The sequence below is a fragment of the Cohnella sp. GbtcB17 genome (assembly GCF_019091135.1).
GTDB lineage: Bacteria > Bacillota > Bacilli > Paenibacillales > Paenibacillaceae > Cohnella.
The window spans coordinates 14568-28936 of the sequence record NZ_JAGXJW010000024.1; the positions used below are offsets into that span (position 1 = coordinate 14568).

10 protein-coding genes are annotated in these 14369 nt (G+C 61.3%); 9 read left to right on the forward strand and 1 reads right to left on the reverse strand.

Annotated features, from left to right (window positions below; genetic code table 11):
• Positions 1 to 11: 11 nt before the first annotated feature.
• On the forward strand, positions 12 to 908 hold the full coding sequence (locus tag KVT38_RS14810) for an alpha/beta hydrolase (protein WP_217594500.1): 897 nt from the start codon (positions 12 to 14) through the stop codon (positions 906 to 908).
• A 21-nt stretch (positions 909 to 929) separates the two neighbouring features.
• On the opposite strand, the gene KVT38_RS14815 is transcribed toward KVT38_RS14810, so the two are convergent.
• Positions 930 to 1865 (reverse strand): AraC family transcriptional regulator, encoded by a 936-nt coding sequence (locus KVT38_RS14815; protein ID WP_217594501.1) that lies wholly within the window; start codon positions 1863 to 1865, stop codon positions 930 to 932.
• A 147-nt stretch (positions 1866 to 2012) separates the two neighbouring features.
• On the opposite strand from KVT38_RS14815, the gene KVT38_RS14820 reads away from it, so the two are divergent.
• The 8 genes from KVT38_RS14820 to KVT38_RS14855 all read left to right on the forward strand — a co-directional run bounded on the left by KVT38_RS14820 (position 2013) and on the right by KVT38_RS14855 (position 14295).
• On the forward strand, positions 2013 to 3047 hold the full coding sequence (locus KVT38_RS14820) for a zinc-dependent alcohol dehydrogenase (protein ID WP_217594502.1): 1035 nt from the start codon (positions 2013 to 2015) through the stop codon (positions 3045 to 3047).
• A 62-nt stretch (positions 3048 to 3109) separates the two neighbouring features.
• The gene (locus tag KVT38_RS14825) at positions 3110 to 3895 is read left to right on the forward strand and encodes a response regulator transcription factor (RefSeq protein WP_217594503.1); all 786 of its coding nucleotides are present in this window, start codon (positions 3110 to 3112) and stop codon (positions 3893 to 3895) included.
• Between the two features lie 15 nt (positions 3896 to 3910).
• Positions 3911 to 5788, forward strand: a complete 1878-nt coding sequence (locus tag KVT38_RS14830; RefSeq protein WP_217594504.1) for a sensor histidine kinase — start codon at positions 3911 to 3913, stop codon at positions 5786 to 5788.
• Positions 5789 to 5927: 139 nt separating this feature from the next.
• Positions 5928 to 6887 carry an ABC transporter permease gene (locus KVT38_RS14835; RefSeq protein WP_217594505.1) on the forward strand — a complete coding sequence of 320 codons (960 nt, stop codon included), beginning with the start codon at positions 5928 to 5930 and terminating at the stop codon, positions 6885 to 6887.
• Between the two features lie 21 nt (positions 6888 to 6908).
• Positions 6909 to 7808 carry a carbohydrate ABC transporter permease gene (locus tag KVT38_RS14840; protein WP_217594506.1) on the forward strand — a complete coding sequence of 300 codons (900 nt, stop codon included), beginning with the start codon at positions 6909 to 6911 and terminating at the stop codon, positions 7806 to 7808.
• A 26-nt stretch (positions 7809 to 7834) separates the two neighbouring features.
• A complete protein-coding gene (locus KVT38_RS14845) occupies positions 7835 to 9781 on the forward strand; it encodes a type 2 periplasmic-binding domain-containing protein (protein ID WP_217594507.1) in 1947 nt (648 codons plus the stop codon).
• Positions 9782 to 9868: 87 nt separating this feature from the next.
• Complete coding sequence (locus KVT38_RS14850; RefSeq protein ID WP_217594508.1) at positions 9869 to 11233, forward strand: DUF1080 domain-containing protein; 1365 nt, start codon at positions 9869 to 9871, stop codon at positions 11231 to 11233.
• 41 nt (positions 11234 to 11274) lie between these two features.
• Positions 11275 to 14295 carry an OmpL47-type beta-barrel domain-containing protein gene (locus KVT38_RS14855; protein ID WP_217594509.1) on the forward strand — a complete coding sequence of 1007 codons (3021 nt, stop codon included), beginning with the start codon at positions 11275 to 11277 and terminating at the stop codon, positions 14293 to 14295.
• The last annotated feature ends 74 nt before the right edge of the window (positions 14296 to 14369 follow it).

The window sequence follows — 14369 nt, forward strand, 5'->3', positions numbered from 1 at the left end:
GGGCGGATGATATGGATGTGGAAAAAGCATGGGAGATCCTTCCCGAGGACCGGGTAGAGGAAATCGTGTATCGGCAAAGCGGCGAGACCGCGCTGCGGCTATTGATCATGCAGCCGAAAAGCGCGGATCTGCTTCGGCCCTGCATCGTGTTTATTCACGGCGGCGGCTTCGCAGGCGGGAGCGCGGAGATGCTGCTGCCGCAATGCCGGTATTTCGCGTCATTGGGGTACGTATGCGTTTCCGTCGATTACAGGCTAATGAAGCTTAAGGGAGAGACGCCCGACGCGGACGGCCCGCTGCTCGGCGACCTGCTCGAGGATTGCCGGGAAGCGGTACGATACGTGCGCCGCCATGCGCGGAGATGGCGCATCGATCCTTCGAAGATCGCTTTGGCAGGCGAGTCCGCAGGCGGGTATTTGGCTTGCGGGGTGGCGACCGGCGTCGGAGCGGCGGGAGATGAAGAGGACCGGTACCTAACGAGCGTACCCGATGCGCTGATCGCCTACAACCCCATCGTCCATCTGATGGGCGCCTGGAAACGCAGGGTGAGGGAGTCTGCCGCCGAAGGTGCAACGGATGACGAGGCCGAGCGTTGGCGGCGCAGACACCGGGAAGCGCGCCGGCTGTCTCCGCTCCTGCATCTGACGGCGGATCATCCGCCGGCGCTGATGATGCACGGCTTGATCGATCCTGTCGTGCCTCCCGAACACAGCGCGGAATACGCGGAGCGGCTGCAACAGCTTGGCGTTCGCGCAGAGCTTGCGCTCTTGCCGGCAAGCACGCATGCCTTCGCGTTATTCAACTATTCGGCGACGGACGCGGAGCTGCGCTTCACTTTGGATACGACCGTTCGTTTTTTGAATGCGGTCGGCATCCGTCCGCAGCCGGAATCTTCGGGAAGCAGGTAACGCGCGAAACCGGCGGGAACGTTATTCGTCCCGAACGGAGCCGCTTTCGGCGAACAGGCGCCAGTCGTTGACGAAGGAGGATTCGAGCACGATATCCCTGCCGAGCGCCGTTTTCAGATCGTCGCGATACGCGGAGGGAGGCATACCTTCGGCTTGCAGGAACACGCGGGAAAAGTAGGGCAAACTCCAGCCGAGCGTCTCGGCGATCTCGGAGACGGTCGAGCCGGTGAATTCGAGAGCTTCCTTCGCCTTGGCGAGCCGGAGCGACTGATGATAACGGATCGGCGTCGTGCCGGTACGGCGGCGGAACAGCTCCACGATGTAATTGGGGTGAAAGTTAAAGCGTTCGGCCAATTCGCGCAGCGTCACCTGACGATTCGTGCGATCCGCCAGATATTCGGCCATCGGAAACGGATCGTCGTCGCGAGTCTCATGCCTCCAGCCCGATGCGCCCGTCTCCGGTTCCCTGAATTCAACGCCTTCGGCATCGCGTGCGCCTGCCGGCGAATCCGTAAAACCGAGCAGCACGCTCTTGTATAGCGTGTCGATCCGAAGCGGCAGCAGCGGCCGCGGGTTGCGCCTGTGCGCCAGCGACAGTCTGAAGATCGTCTTTAAGCCGGAGAGCGAATCCTCCGACAGGAAGGGGCGCATCGGCAGACGATCGAGGAACCGGGCGATGCGAGGCTCGCCTACGGCAAACTTGAAGTCGAGCGTCAGCGTATCCGCGGCGAATCGGAAGCCGTGGCGGACGCCGGGGCAGATCAGGCAGCAGTCGCCGGCGCCCAAGCCGTACTCCGTCCCCCCTGCCGTCAGCGTACCCTCGCCTTCGAGGACGACGAGCAGCTGGTAGTAATCCTCGTGAACGTGCCCGGTCACGCCGGTGTCCGGCCGATAATGGATGCGAGCCGTCCACAGCAGTCTCAACTGCGGATCCCGAAGCGCTTCGTCTTCCCGCATGGCACAACGCCCCTCTCCGGCAAAAGCTGAATATCGGATAAATAAAGCCGTATGCGCGATATCGCTGCGGCTTCGGTTCTATTCTACACTGGAAGCAGCCGGACCGAAAACGATAATCCTGCGTCCGGCGGAAAGGCGGAAATCGAAATGGTAACGAAGATGTCGGTGCCTCCCCTAGCGTTGACGGAGGAGGAGGGACCAGGCACGCAGCTGTGCGCCGTCATGAACAGCGCCGGAGAGATCGGCGTGCGGCGTGCGCTGATTCCGGAGCCGCTGGATGGCGAGGTGCGCGTCAAAGTCAAATGGGTAGGCATTTGCGGCAGCGATCTGGAAGTGTTCCGAGGCGCCAGAGAACCCGAATTCGTAAGCTATCCTACGCGTCTCGGCCACGAGGTGGCGGGCATCGTCGACAAGGTCGGCGCCGGCGTCACCGGGATCCGGCCAGGCGATCACGTTGCGCTGCGTTACGTATGGGGAGCGTTTGCCGAATACGTTTGCTGCCGGCCTTTTTCAGTCAAGGTGCTGCCGCAGGAATTTCCGCTCGTCGAGGCGTCGCTGATCGAAGTGCTGCCGGGCATTCTTCATGCGGCCGAGCGGGGCGAGATCGCTCCGCACAAGAACGTCCTGATTACCGGTCAAGGGGTGAGCGGCCTGATTTTGACGCAAGTTGTAAGCCTTTTCAGCCCGCGGCGGCTGGCCGTAACCGATCTGTACGAGGAGAAGCTGGCGCTGGCCCTCAAGTATGGGGCTACGAACACGTATTTGCTGCCGGACCCGCACGGCCGCACGGCCGATGCGACGCGCGCCGACTTTCCGGACGGCTTCGACGTCGTAATTCCCTGCCTGCTGGAAGGAGAGGGGATGATCGACGCCATCGACGTCGCGGCGCAAAACGGCACGATTGTCATGTACGGCTGCATCGGAACCTGCCGCAGGCCGATCGATTTTTTCAAGGTACACAAGAAACGCCTCGACATTCTGTCCACGGAACCGAAGCGGGACATCGACAACCGTCGGTACTTCGAGGAGAGCCTCCGTCTTGTGAAGGACGGGTTGGTCAATACGAAGGAAATGATCACCCACGTCGTGCCGCTCGCGGATATCGCCGAAGCGTTCAGGCTTCGCAACGGGCACGGCGGCAGCGCGATTCACGTCATGATCGATTGCGAGGTGAAGCGCTGATCTGTGCTATCATGGAGGCAAGCATAGGTTGACGAATCCATACGGTCGCGGGGGAGAATCCGATGTACAGACTGTTTATCGTGGACGACAATCCGCTCGAGCGCCGCGGCGTGGCGGGCTTGCTGGAATGGCGAACGTTCGGCTGCGAAGTGGCCGGCTTGTACGCAAGCGGCAGCGAGGCATTGGAAGCGGCGGGACGCGAACCGCCGGATATCGTGTTGACCGACGTGCAGATGCCCGCGATGGACGGCATCGCGTTCGGCGCAAGACTGCGGGAGGACCACCCCGGCACGCAGCTCATCTTTTTGAGCGGACACGACAGCTTCTCGTTCATTCGCGGGGCGCTGCAGCTTGAAGCAGCCGATTATGTGCTCAAGCCGGTTCGCAAGACGGAGCTGCAGGCTGCGCTGGAGAAGGCGGCGGCCAGGCTCTCCCGCGAGCGGGAGGCCGCGGTGGAGCGGGACCGTCTGCTGCGGCAGGCGGGCCTCGTCCCGTCCGAAGCTTCGGATGGGGAAGCCCATTCGTATCACGACCGAATCGTCATGCGAATCAAGACCATTGTTGCCGAGCGTTATCGGGAGCCGTTGACAGTCCAGGATATCGCGGACGAGCTCTACCTCAGTCTTAGCCATACGAACAATATTTTCAGGCGAAAGACGGGACAGAAAATATTCGACTATTTGACCGAATACCGGATGGAGCAGGCCAAAGCGCTGCTGCGCCAGCCGGACAGCAAAATTTATTGCGTGGCCCAGACCGTGGGCTACGCCAATAAATCCCACTTTTGCCTCGTGTTCAAAAAGCACAGCGGCTCGACCCCTTCAGAATACAAGAGCCGTTACGCGTAACGAGGAGAGCGAGCCATGGATGCCGTAAAAAGAAGGCTGAGGGCCGTCTCTGTCTTGTTCGGAGCGCTGCATTACCGGCAAAAGCTGCGCGCGACCATCGCGCTGCTCTGCCTTGTTCCGCTGATCGCGATCTCCGTCTTTTACCTGATATCCTACGCCGGCGCCAAGCGCGACGCGCTGCTCCGATCGGAGCAAGAGAAGTTCGCGCTGCTGGCCGACGGTCTCGACCGCAAATACGATTCGGCGATCCAGAAGTCCGTGTTTATCGCGAACAATCTGCAGATCGTGCAAATGCTGGGCCAAGATTACAGCGACGATCTGCTCGCCTTCATGACGAACAATGACGCTGTCCAGCCGGTGCTCGGTGCGCTGGCGGCCGACGAACTGCGGAGCGAGATCGTCATATACGGCTTCAACCCCACCTTGTACCGAACGAACGGCATTCGGCCGGCTCGCGACATGGAGGCGGAGCTGCGGGACCGGATCCTGACGCAATCGGACGACTATCCGATTCGGGTCGTTCAAGCGACGGCGGCGGGACCGAATGCTAAGCCCGTCATCCGCCTGTTCGGCACGATCCGGGACCTCCAGCAGACGCTGGCGATCACCGAGGTGTCCTTTCCGATCGACGATACGATCCGCAGCCTGCAAGAGAGCCTTCCCCGGGGCGGCTTCGTCCTCTACAAGCCGAAGTCCGGTCGGCCCATTGATTTGGCCGACCGGGACGTTTCCGTTCGCGATATCGACGCTGGCATTCGCGCTTCAGACGCAATTGCGCTCCCGACCGCCACCGGCAGCCACTTTTTGCTGCCGCTGCGCGTCGGCACCGCACAGGACGAGCTCGTCCTCTTTCTTTCCAGGAAGTCCGTGTACGCCCGGATCGGCGAGCTGCTCGCGGTGCCGCTGCTGAGCGTTTGCGGCCTGCTGCTCGCCATGTACATGTCGATACGGCTTGCGACCTCGCTGCTTACCGCGCGTCTGGCGCGGTTGATGGACACCGTGCGCAGCGAGTCCGCCAGTTCGCCGCCCTCCGCCGCATCGCTCGTTCCGTTAACGGAAGCGGAGAAGCCGGGCGAGGCCGCTGGTGGCGACGAGCTCGGCCAGCTTGAGCGCGCCTTCCGAAGGATGGCGGAGGAGATCCGCGACCGCTATCGACATGCCGCCGCTTCGGAGCTTGAACGCCGGCTGCTCGAGACGGAGCTGCTGCAGGTCAACATCAATCCCCATTTGCTATACAACTCGCTCTCCGCGATCAGATGGACCTATCCCGACGAACGGCTCGGCCGGCTGATCGAAGATATGGTCGATTATTACCGGCTGTTCCTCAATCGCGGTCAACCCGAGACCACGCTGGGCCAGGAGATGGAGATGCTCCTCAAGTACGCGGAAATCCAGCGCTTCTCCTTCGAGTCGGACTTCGTGTGTGCGATCGACCTGGACGAAGCGGTGCGCGAGACGCAGATTCTGCGCAACCTGCTGCAGCCGCTCGTCGAGAACGCGCTCATCCACGGCTTGTTCAGGCTGCCGTCAGGCGGGCGTCTGATGATTGCCGCGCGTCCCGAAGGCGATGCGATCGTCATCGAGATCGCGGACAACGGTCCCGGGATCGAACCCGCTCTTGCCGCTCGCCTGTCGGCCAACGCTGCGCAAGGCGACGCTTGCGTGCCGGAAGACGGCGCGTCCGGCAGCGGGTATGCGATCGCCAATATTCGGCGGCGTATCCGGCTCTATTACGGCGAGGACGCCAGTCTGCGCATCGCCGGCAGTCCCGGCTGCGGCACGACGGCGATCCTGCGGCTGCCGCTCTCGCTGTCGCGCCGAGAGGCAGGGGCGCGGGCGGAACCGCAGCCGTTAGCGGATGCCCTGGAGGGACGGACGCGGAAGTATGGATAACCGCCGCAGCGTTTTCGAAAGTACGACATTCCGTTCCTTGAGTACGATTCTCGCGTCTTGATGATGTAAGCGCATTCAATGAAAATAAAAGCAGGAGGAGCACGCCCCCGCCTCAAGACGATAAAAGGAGCCTTCTGCCATGAAAGAACTGGCCAAACCGCTTGTCCGCGCTTCGCCTCCAAAGCCTCCAGGCCCGGAATCGAAATGGCGGCAAATACGCAAAGACAAACTGCTGTATCTGCTGCTGACTCCCGCCGTAGCGCTCGTGTTCATCTTTTCCTACCTGCCGATGCCGGGCATCCTCGTCGCCTTCAAGGACTACGACGTGTTTAAAGGCTTCTGGGGCAGCGACTGGGTAGGGCTCCGGCATATCCGCGAGGTGTTTGAGCTGCCGATGATGACGGAGGCGATCGGGCAGACGCTGCTGCTCAGCACGCTGACCTTGCTCGTGTGCTTTCCCGCTCCGATTCTGCTGGCCCTGCTGCTCAACGAGCTGCGAATGCAGCTGTTCAAGCGTTTTGCGCAGACGCTGCTGTATCTTCCGCACTTTCTGTCCTGGATCTCCGTCATCGGCATCGCTTACGCCTTTTACTCGCTGTACGGTCCGCTCAACGATATCCGGCTCTGGCTGCTCGGACCGGATACGGAGCGAACGATGTTTCTCGCGGACAAAAGCTTCTTCATCCCCAACGTGCTGCTGCTGTCCCTGTGGAAGGAGACGGGCTGGAGTACGATCATCTTTCTGGCGGCGATCGCTTCGGTCGACCCGCAGCTGTACGAGGCCGCCTATATGGACGGCGCCGGCAAGTTCAAGCAGGCGCTGCACGTGACGCTGCCGACGATTTTGCCGACCGTCATGATCATGCTGATCTTCCAGCTGGGGCACCTGTTCCAGAGCAACTTCGAGCTAATATACGGCCTCCAGAATCCGTACGTGGATACGGAAGTGATCTCCACGATCATCTTCAAGCAGGGCATCCAGCAAGGCGCTTACGCTTTGTCGACGGCGCTCGGATTCATCCAGGGTCTGATCGCGCTGCTGCTGACGGTCGGCGCGAATGCCGTATCCAAGAAGCTGACGAGCAGCGGGATCTGGTGACGGCCGGAAAGGAACGCCGACATGAGAAGCAAAACCAATGGCTATCGATTGTTCAATATATGCAATATCGCATTCATCGCCTTGCTGTCGCTTTTATCTCTGTATCCGTATCTGAATACGGTGGCGGTTGCTTTTAACGACGGCCGGGACAGCATGCTGGGCGGCATTACCTTCTACCCGCGGGTGCCGACGCTGGAAAACTTCTCGACGCTGCTGCGCGACGACTCCATCGTGCGCGCGCTGTTCGTATCGATCGCAAAGGTCGTCTCGGGCACGCTGATCGGGCTCATCGTCCAATTCTCCGCCGGATACGCGCTGACCAAAAAGAGGCTGATCGGCCGCAACGCACTGCTGCTTTATTTAATCGTGCCGATGTTTTTCAGCGGCGGACTGATTCCGATGTACCTGACGTATTCGGAGCTCGGGCTGCTCAACAACTTCCTTGTCTACGTGCTTCCGGGAGCGTTCGCCTTCTTTAACGTCATCATCATCCGAACGTATCTGTACACCATTCCGGACAGCCTTGAGGAATCCGCGAAGATCGACGGCGCGAACGAACTGACCATTTTATGGCGGGTCATCCTCCCGCTGTCGCGGCCGATCCTCGCCACGATCGCGCTCTGGACGGCGGTCATGCATTGGAACGACTGGACGACGACGCTGAACTTCGTGACCAAGACGTCGCTCCATACGCTGCAGTTCAAGCTGATGCTCATGATCAAAGAGAGCGACATGATCGCGAGCCTCGTGCAGGAGGCGGCGCAGCGGGGCGAAGCGGACCCGGGCCGGGTCATCCGCGTAACGCCGGAAGGCATCCGCGCGGCGCAGGTCGTCGTAACGACGATCCCGATCATCCTCGTGTATCCGTTTCTGCAAAAGCATTTTATCAAAGGCGTGCTGATCGGCTCGGTCAAGGAATGAATCAACAAATCAAGGAGGGTTCAACGATGGGGGAAGGGCGCAAAAAAATAATGCTCGCATTCATGGCGGCGGCGCTCGGATTGTCGGTGCTTGGCGGTTGTACGAAGGGGAACGGAGAGGGCGAGGCATCGTCCTCCGCACCGTCATCGTCTTCGCCGACGGCCGCGCAGCAGACGGACGGCGGCGGAGAGACGGCGAATCTGATCCCGACGAATCTCGCCGACAGCTCGGATCTGCCGGACTGGGCGGGCAAGCAGCTGAAGCTGAAGGTCTGGTTCGATCAGGGCACGGGCGGCATCTTCGCCGGAGCGCGCAAGTACAAGGACGATCTGGTTACGAATGAGATCGCCCGCGTGACCGGCGTCCGGCTGGATCTGGACAATTCGTTCGACAACGGCGGCAACATGACGGGTGCGGTCAAGATGGGGATGCTGGCGGCGACCAACGATTGGCCGGATATTATCGTGAACGGCGACGAGCTCCAGTCTCTTGTCGACAACGACAAGCTCTACGATCTGACGGAGCTGCTGCCCAAGTACGCGCCGAATCTGATGAAAAAGGTGCCGCAGTCGCTGGACACGGTCTGGAACAAGCCTTACATCAGCAAGAACGGCAAGGTGTACGCGGTTCCGGCCAACATTTACGAGAACGCGCTGCCCCTGCTCAAGCCGGACCTCGACGCGAGTCGATTCCCGACGGCCCACTACATGGGCTACCTGTACGTCCGCGACGACATTTTGAAAAAGCTCTATCCGCAGGCGAAGACTGTGCCTGAGATCGAAGATTTGTACATGAAAAACGGCAAGTTCACGCGCGACGAGCTTCTGGACGTTCCGATCAAGACGCAGGAGGACTTCTTCAAGTTCCTCTACGATATCCAGAAGCTCGGCATCAAGGAAGGCAATCAGGAGGTCTCGCCCTTCTTCACTTATTCCGGCCAGGACAATTGGAATCTGATGACGGTGCTCTACAGTGCCCTGCTCGGCGGCAGCAGCGCGAGCGGCGACAACTCCTACTTCACTTACTGGGACAAAACGACCAAACGGATCGAATGGGGCTTCAAGCAGCCGGCCTTCAAGGAATTGACCAAAAAAATGAACGGGCTGCTGCGCGACGGCGTAGCCTCCAAGGAAGCGATGGTCGATCCGTACAACGTGTTCCAGCAGAAGCTGAACAACGGCCAGTACGCGGTATCCTACGGCTATCTCGTTCCTGACAACAACGCGCTGGCGCAGGCAGGCAAGCCTTATCGCTACCGCAAGGTGTTCCTGGACATTCCCTACAAAAACGACCAATACGTGTTCCCGACTTCGTTCCCCGACACGGGCTCGCGGATCGGCATCTTCAAAAATTCGGTCAAGGAAGAGGACCTGCCGCAGGTGCTCCGCTGGCTCGACTTCCTCGTCTCCGACGCCGGCGAGAAGCTGTGGTACTGGGGGCCGAAGAGCGCGGGACTGTTCGAGGAAAAGGACGGCAAGCGCGTATACAAGGACAAGGCGCTCGAGGATCAGATGGTGTACAGCAAGCCGGGCACAAAGGCGCAGGAATACGGTCTGAAGCTGTGGGACGGCTCCAACGACGATCGCTCCAAGAGCGACTTCATCAGCTTCACTGGCAAAGGGATCTATTACCCGCCCAATTGGTACGACAAGCAGCGGAGCAAAGAAGAGGCGCTGACTTACTTCGAGATGAGCCGTGTGGAGCGCGCGCCGACGACCGATACGCTCTCGCCCAAGATCTACACCTATCTGACGGCGGTGCCGGAAGCCGACAAGGCGTGGAAGGCGAGAAAAGCGCTGGAGGGTTCGCTCACGAAAGTGCTCGTCGCCAGAAACGACGCCGAGTTCGACAAGTTGTTCGCCGATTTTCTCGCGACAGCGGAAAAGAACGGCTATACCGACGCGCTGAAGGATAAGATCGAAGCGGCATTTCGCGAGACGAACAAGGCGTACATGCCAAACCTGGAAAAGTAAAGCGCAAAGGCGTCGCAGCGACCGATCGGGCGAGCGGGACCCTTAAAGGCCGTCTCGCCCGGCATTTTAAAAGGAGAAAGGATGTGGATGACGTTGAAGAAACGGTTGATGCAAAGGTCCGCGCTCCGCATGTGTCTGGCTTTTCTGCTCGTCAGTTCGATCGGGTGGGCGGCTGCGCCGGGCGGACTGCCCCGGGCCAGCGCGGCCTTCACGCCAAGCACGTGGACGGTGGATACCTATGGCGGCGCGACAGGCAGCATCGCAGCGAGCGGGAGCAAGTACAATCTGCAGTCGACCGGCGCCAATGTCTGGGGCAACGCCGACTCGTTCACCTTCGTGTCGCAGGAGGAGGAATCGCTGTACGACGAATGCAGCAGCGTAACGATCACGGGCACGATCTATTCGATCTCGGGCTATGAAAACGTGAATGCGGCTGCGGGCCTGATGTTCCGCGACAGCGAGGAGGCGGGCGCCAAAAACGTCATGCTCCGGGTGCTGCCCAGCGGCGGAATCCGGTATACGTACCGGACCGCGGACGGCGGGACGACAGCCAATGCGAGCGGGCCTACGCTGACGTTTCCGATCGAGCTCAAGCTGGTGCGGCAGGGCAATATTTTCACCGCCTACTACAAGCAAAGCGGCGTCTGGAAGCTGCACAAGTATGTCGAGGTCGATATGGGGACGAACGTCCGTGCGGGGATCGGGGCATTCTCGGTGACCTCGAATCCGATCACGGCGGAGTTCGGCGACCTGGATATCGTCAATACGAGCAACTATTCGCCGCCGGTGGACGGTTACGTGGATCCCGAACCGACGTCCCCCAACCTGCTGCTGCGCGACCGGTTCGAGGACGGCTCCGCGACCAATACGCCCGAGGCCGTAAACAATCCGGTCTGGCGCGGCGTCCGCTATGCGTGCATCGTGGAAGACGGCGCCGGCAACCGCGCCTGGGTGAGAGACGGCAGCAACGGCTACGTGTACGCGGGCAGCAATGCCTGGACGGATTACGAAGCGAGCCTGGACGTGAAGTTCGACGCGGCCAGCAGCGGGCTGAACATCGCGCAGCTGCTCGTCCGGAGCAGACAGACCGCGATTTACGGCAACTTCTGTTATGCGGCGGGCATCTCGGGCGGCAACAAGCTCGTGCTGGAGAAGCTGACCGCGGGCGAATCCACGACGCTGGGCTCGGTGGGCATCGCCAGCGTCCTGGACGGACAATGGCGGACGATCAAGATCCGGGCGTTGGACAATACGCTCAACGTCTACCTGGACGGCGTGCTGAAGCTGAGCTATACCGACGAACTGCTCCCGAACCTTAGAGGCGGGGTCGGCATTCGCACCGAGGAGAGTCTCGTGCAGCTCGACAACGTCATCGTGACCAAGGTCGACGATCCGCTCGGCGGCGACTACGACAATTGGGTCGGCGGGCGCTTCGACCGCCCTGCGCCGTGACTCGGTATGCACGAAATCATTTTGAATCGGGAGGCTTGGCTATGTCCCTGTCCATACGAAAACGTTGGAGATTGACGCCGCGCAGGGCGGCGGTCGTTCTGCTGGCGCTGCTGCTTCTTTTGCCCGGCGTTCCGGGCGGCTTCACGGCCTATGCGGACACGACGCGCGACGCGTTCGCCACGCAGCAGGCCGAAGGATACGACGCGGCGAACGCCGTCCGTATCACGGGCAACGTGATCAACGATCTGAGGGGCGGCAGTTGGGCCCGCTACGACGACGTCGACTTCGCCTCGGGCGCCAAGGACGTCGTCCTTAAGATCGGACTGCCGGCGAACGCCGCGGGCTACAAAGTAGAGATCAGGCTTGACGCGGTCGACGGGCAACTGATCGGCACGCTGATCACGCAGTCGACGGGCGGCTACGGTACGCCTGCCGAACAGGCGACGACAGTCGAGACCGTCGGCGGCGTCCACGACGTTTTCCTAGTTTTCGTCGGGGGCGTCGGCATCGGCAATCTGGACTGGTTCAAGTTCAACAGCAGCTACAGCGTCACGGACACGGCGCCGCCCGTAACGACGGGCACCCTGGCCGGCGAGTATACCGGCACCTATTACAAATCGGCGGTGACGGCGACGCTGTCCGCGATCGATTATTACAGCGGCGTCGCTTCGACGGTCTACAGCCTGGACGGGGGGACGAACTGGCAGGCTTATTCAAGTCCGCTCAAATTCAATCTGGAAGGCGTCTACGAGCTGCGATACAAGTCGACCGATAAGGCGGGCAACACGGAGACTGCGAAAAGCCTGACGTTCACGCTCGACAATCTGCCGCTGCCGAGCCTGTTCCAGGTGACGCAGACGGTGCTCCCCGGCGAAATCGCGATGCTGATCGGCGAAAATCTGGGTACGGTGACGAGCGTCGTATACGAGCGGCTGGTCGACGACAACGTCGATGCGGCGGAACCCGCCTTCGTCCGTCTGCCGCATCCCGACGAGCCCTTCGATGCCGACGAAGATCCGCGCGCAGTGACGCCGGAATGGGAGGCGAACGTTGGCGAGACGCTCGGGTTAATTCAGCCCGGCCAGCAGTCGCTGAAGTTCAAGATTCCGGAAGACGCGGAGCCGGGCGTCTATGCCGTTCATCCGATCGTGGAAGGCAAGGAGACCCCGGTCATCTATCTCAATGCGCCCGATCTTGTCTGGGCGCAGGGCGATCAGGGCGTCTCCGCGACGCCGGGCGGCTGGGTGCGGCTGAACGGACGCAATCTGTCCGTGACGGGCAAAACGCCGCAGATCGTGCTGGAAGCCGTATCGGGCGGCGTTTTGACGCGGTTGGCCGCGTCCAAGACGCTCGACGCCTATTCGGTGGAGGCGACCCTGCCGCCGTCGCTCGCCGAAGGCGACTACCGGGTTTATGTGCACAACGGCACGGGCGGCGCGACCGCCTGGAGCAATTCGGCGCTGCTACATGTCGAAGCCGCGCAGGCTTGGCCGCAGACCGTATACAACGTGAAGGATTACGGCGCGACGGGCAACGGAACGACGAACGATACGGCCTCCGTCATGGACGCGCTGGAGGCAGCCGAAGCGGGCGGCGGCGGCATCGTCTACTTCCCGCGCGGCCGCTATCACCTCACGAGAGAGCTTGCCGTTCCGACCCGCACCGTCATCCGCGGCGAATCGCAGCGCCTGACCCAGGTGTTCTGGTCGCCCTACGAGTGGGAGCTGAACGAGCTGCCGACCGCGCTGCTGACGGGGACGCACGACTTTGCCGTCGAAGACATCTCCCTGCAGGCCACCCGTACCGGACATTTTATCGTGTCCGAGACGAATACGCCGACGGCCGGCAACGTCTTTATCCGCAGGGTTCGCATCAACGCGAATCCGTTCGCGGGGCACGTCTCGCCCGACGCCGAGAAGCTGATCGCGGACGAGATCCGCGCGCGGGGCACGATCGACGGGCTGCGCATCGGCGGCAAAAACGTGCAGATTGTGGACAGCTCCATCTATAGTCCGAACCGCCCGCTTAATCTGGACGACGCCGAGGGGGCGCTCGTCCGGGGCAATACGTTCTACAACGGCCTGTCGGGCTGGTATTCGCTAAGGGCGCCGGACCGCCTGATTTTCGAGGACAACCAGATCATCGGGGCCGATATGACTTCGACGGGCGGCGGCGTGGACAAACCGATCAACCATAAAGCGCAAAATATTTATTTCGCGCGGAACTCGTTCAAGAACTCCGTCGGCTGGGACCGCGAGGCGATGACGAACGACGGCGGCAGCGGCGCTTATTACGGCAAGATCGGGGCGATCGACGGCACGACGCTGACCCTTCCGAACGGCGGCAGCGCCGCGTCATGGGTAGCGGGCACCTGGAATGGAGGCGGCGGCGTGTTCATCCTGTCGGGCAAGGGAGCGGGCCAATTCCGCGCCATCGTCAGCCATACAAAGGACGTCGTGACGCTGGACAGTCCGTTCGAGTTCCAGCCGGACGCGACCTCCGTCATCTCCATTACCGCGATCCAGCGCGACGGTATTTATGTAGGAAACACGTTCGACAACACCGGCTATTTTCAGTTCTACGGCGGCGCGGTCAACATGGTATTCGACGGCAACCGGCTGACGCAGGCCGGCGGCTTCAACGCCTGGGGACGGCTCCTGTACAACGGCTATCAGCCCGATTGGTACATCGACGTCGTCGGCAATACGTTCGAGGACGGCAATTATTCGCACTTCTACGGCATCAACGACCGCTGGTCCGGCAGCACGACGCTGCGGATCACGGCGCAGGGCAACGATACGCTGCAGATCGGCACGACGGTCCGGCGCAATCAGCTGAAGGATGCCAGCACGATCTCGATCGCGGGCGGCACGCCGCTCAGCAGCATGCGGGATATCGTCGTCAGCGGCAATGCGATCCAGGACGCGGCCAAGGGCATCTCGGTATTCGGGGGCGTCGAGGGCGTCGTGCTGGACGGCAATCAGTACACCGGCGTCGCGGCGCCGCTCACGGTGACGCAGCAGCTGCTGGACGGCGGCAAGGTGCTTGTGCTGCCGGATTAACGCGGCCGGCTATTTAAAAGGAACGCAGAACGACGGCGCTTCGAGCCGCTCGAAGCGCCGAGCTTTTTGAAAAG

Excerpts from the sequence above, each read along its gene's own strand:
- KVT38_RS14840 (WP_217594506.1), top strand. The coding sequence starts at position 6,909 with ATGAGAAGCAAAACCAATGGCTATCGATTGTTCAATATATGCAATATC.
- KVT38_RS14830 (WP_217594504.1), top strand. The coding sequence starts at position 3,911 with ATGGATGCCGTAAAAAGAAGGCTGAGGGCCGTCTCTGTCTTGTTCGGA.
- KVT38_RS14850 (WP_217594508.1), top strand. The coding sequence starts at position 9,869 with ATGACGTTGAAGAAACGGTTGATGCAAAGGTCCGCGCTCCGCATGTGT.
- KVT38_RS14815 (WP_217594501.1), bottom strand. The coding sequence starts at position 1,865 with ATGCGGGAAGACGAAGCGCTTCGGGATCCGCAGTTGAGACTGCTGTGG.
- KVT38_RS14820 (WP_217594502.1), top strand. The coding sequence starts at position 2,013 with ATGGTAACGAAGATGTCGGTGCCTCCCCTAGCGTTGACGGAGGAGGAG.
- KVT38_RS14845 (WP_217594507.1), top strand. The coding sequence starts at position 7,835 with ATGGGGGAAGGGCGCAAAAAAATAATGCTCGCATTCATGGCGGCGGCG.
- KVT38_RS14825 (WP_217594503.1), top strand. The coding sequence starts at position 3,110 with ATGTACAGACTGTTTATCGTGGACGACAATCCGCTCGAGCGCCGCGGC.
- KVT38_RS14810 (WP_217594500.1), top strand. The coding sequence starts at position 12 with ATGGATGTGGAAAAAGCATGGGAGATCCTTCCCGAGGACCGGGTAGAG.
- KVT38_RS14835 (WP_217594505.1), top strand. The coding sequence starts at position 5,928 with ATGAAAGAACTGGCCAAACCGCTTGTCCGCGCTTCGCCTCCAAAGCCT.
- KVT38_RS14855 (WP_217594509.1), top strand. The coding sequence starts at position 11,275 with ATGTCCCTGTCCATACGAAAACGTTGGAGATTGACGCCGCGCAGGGCG.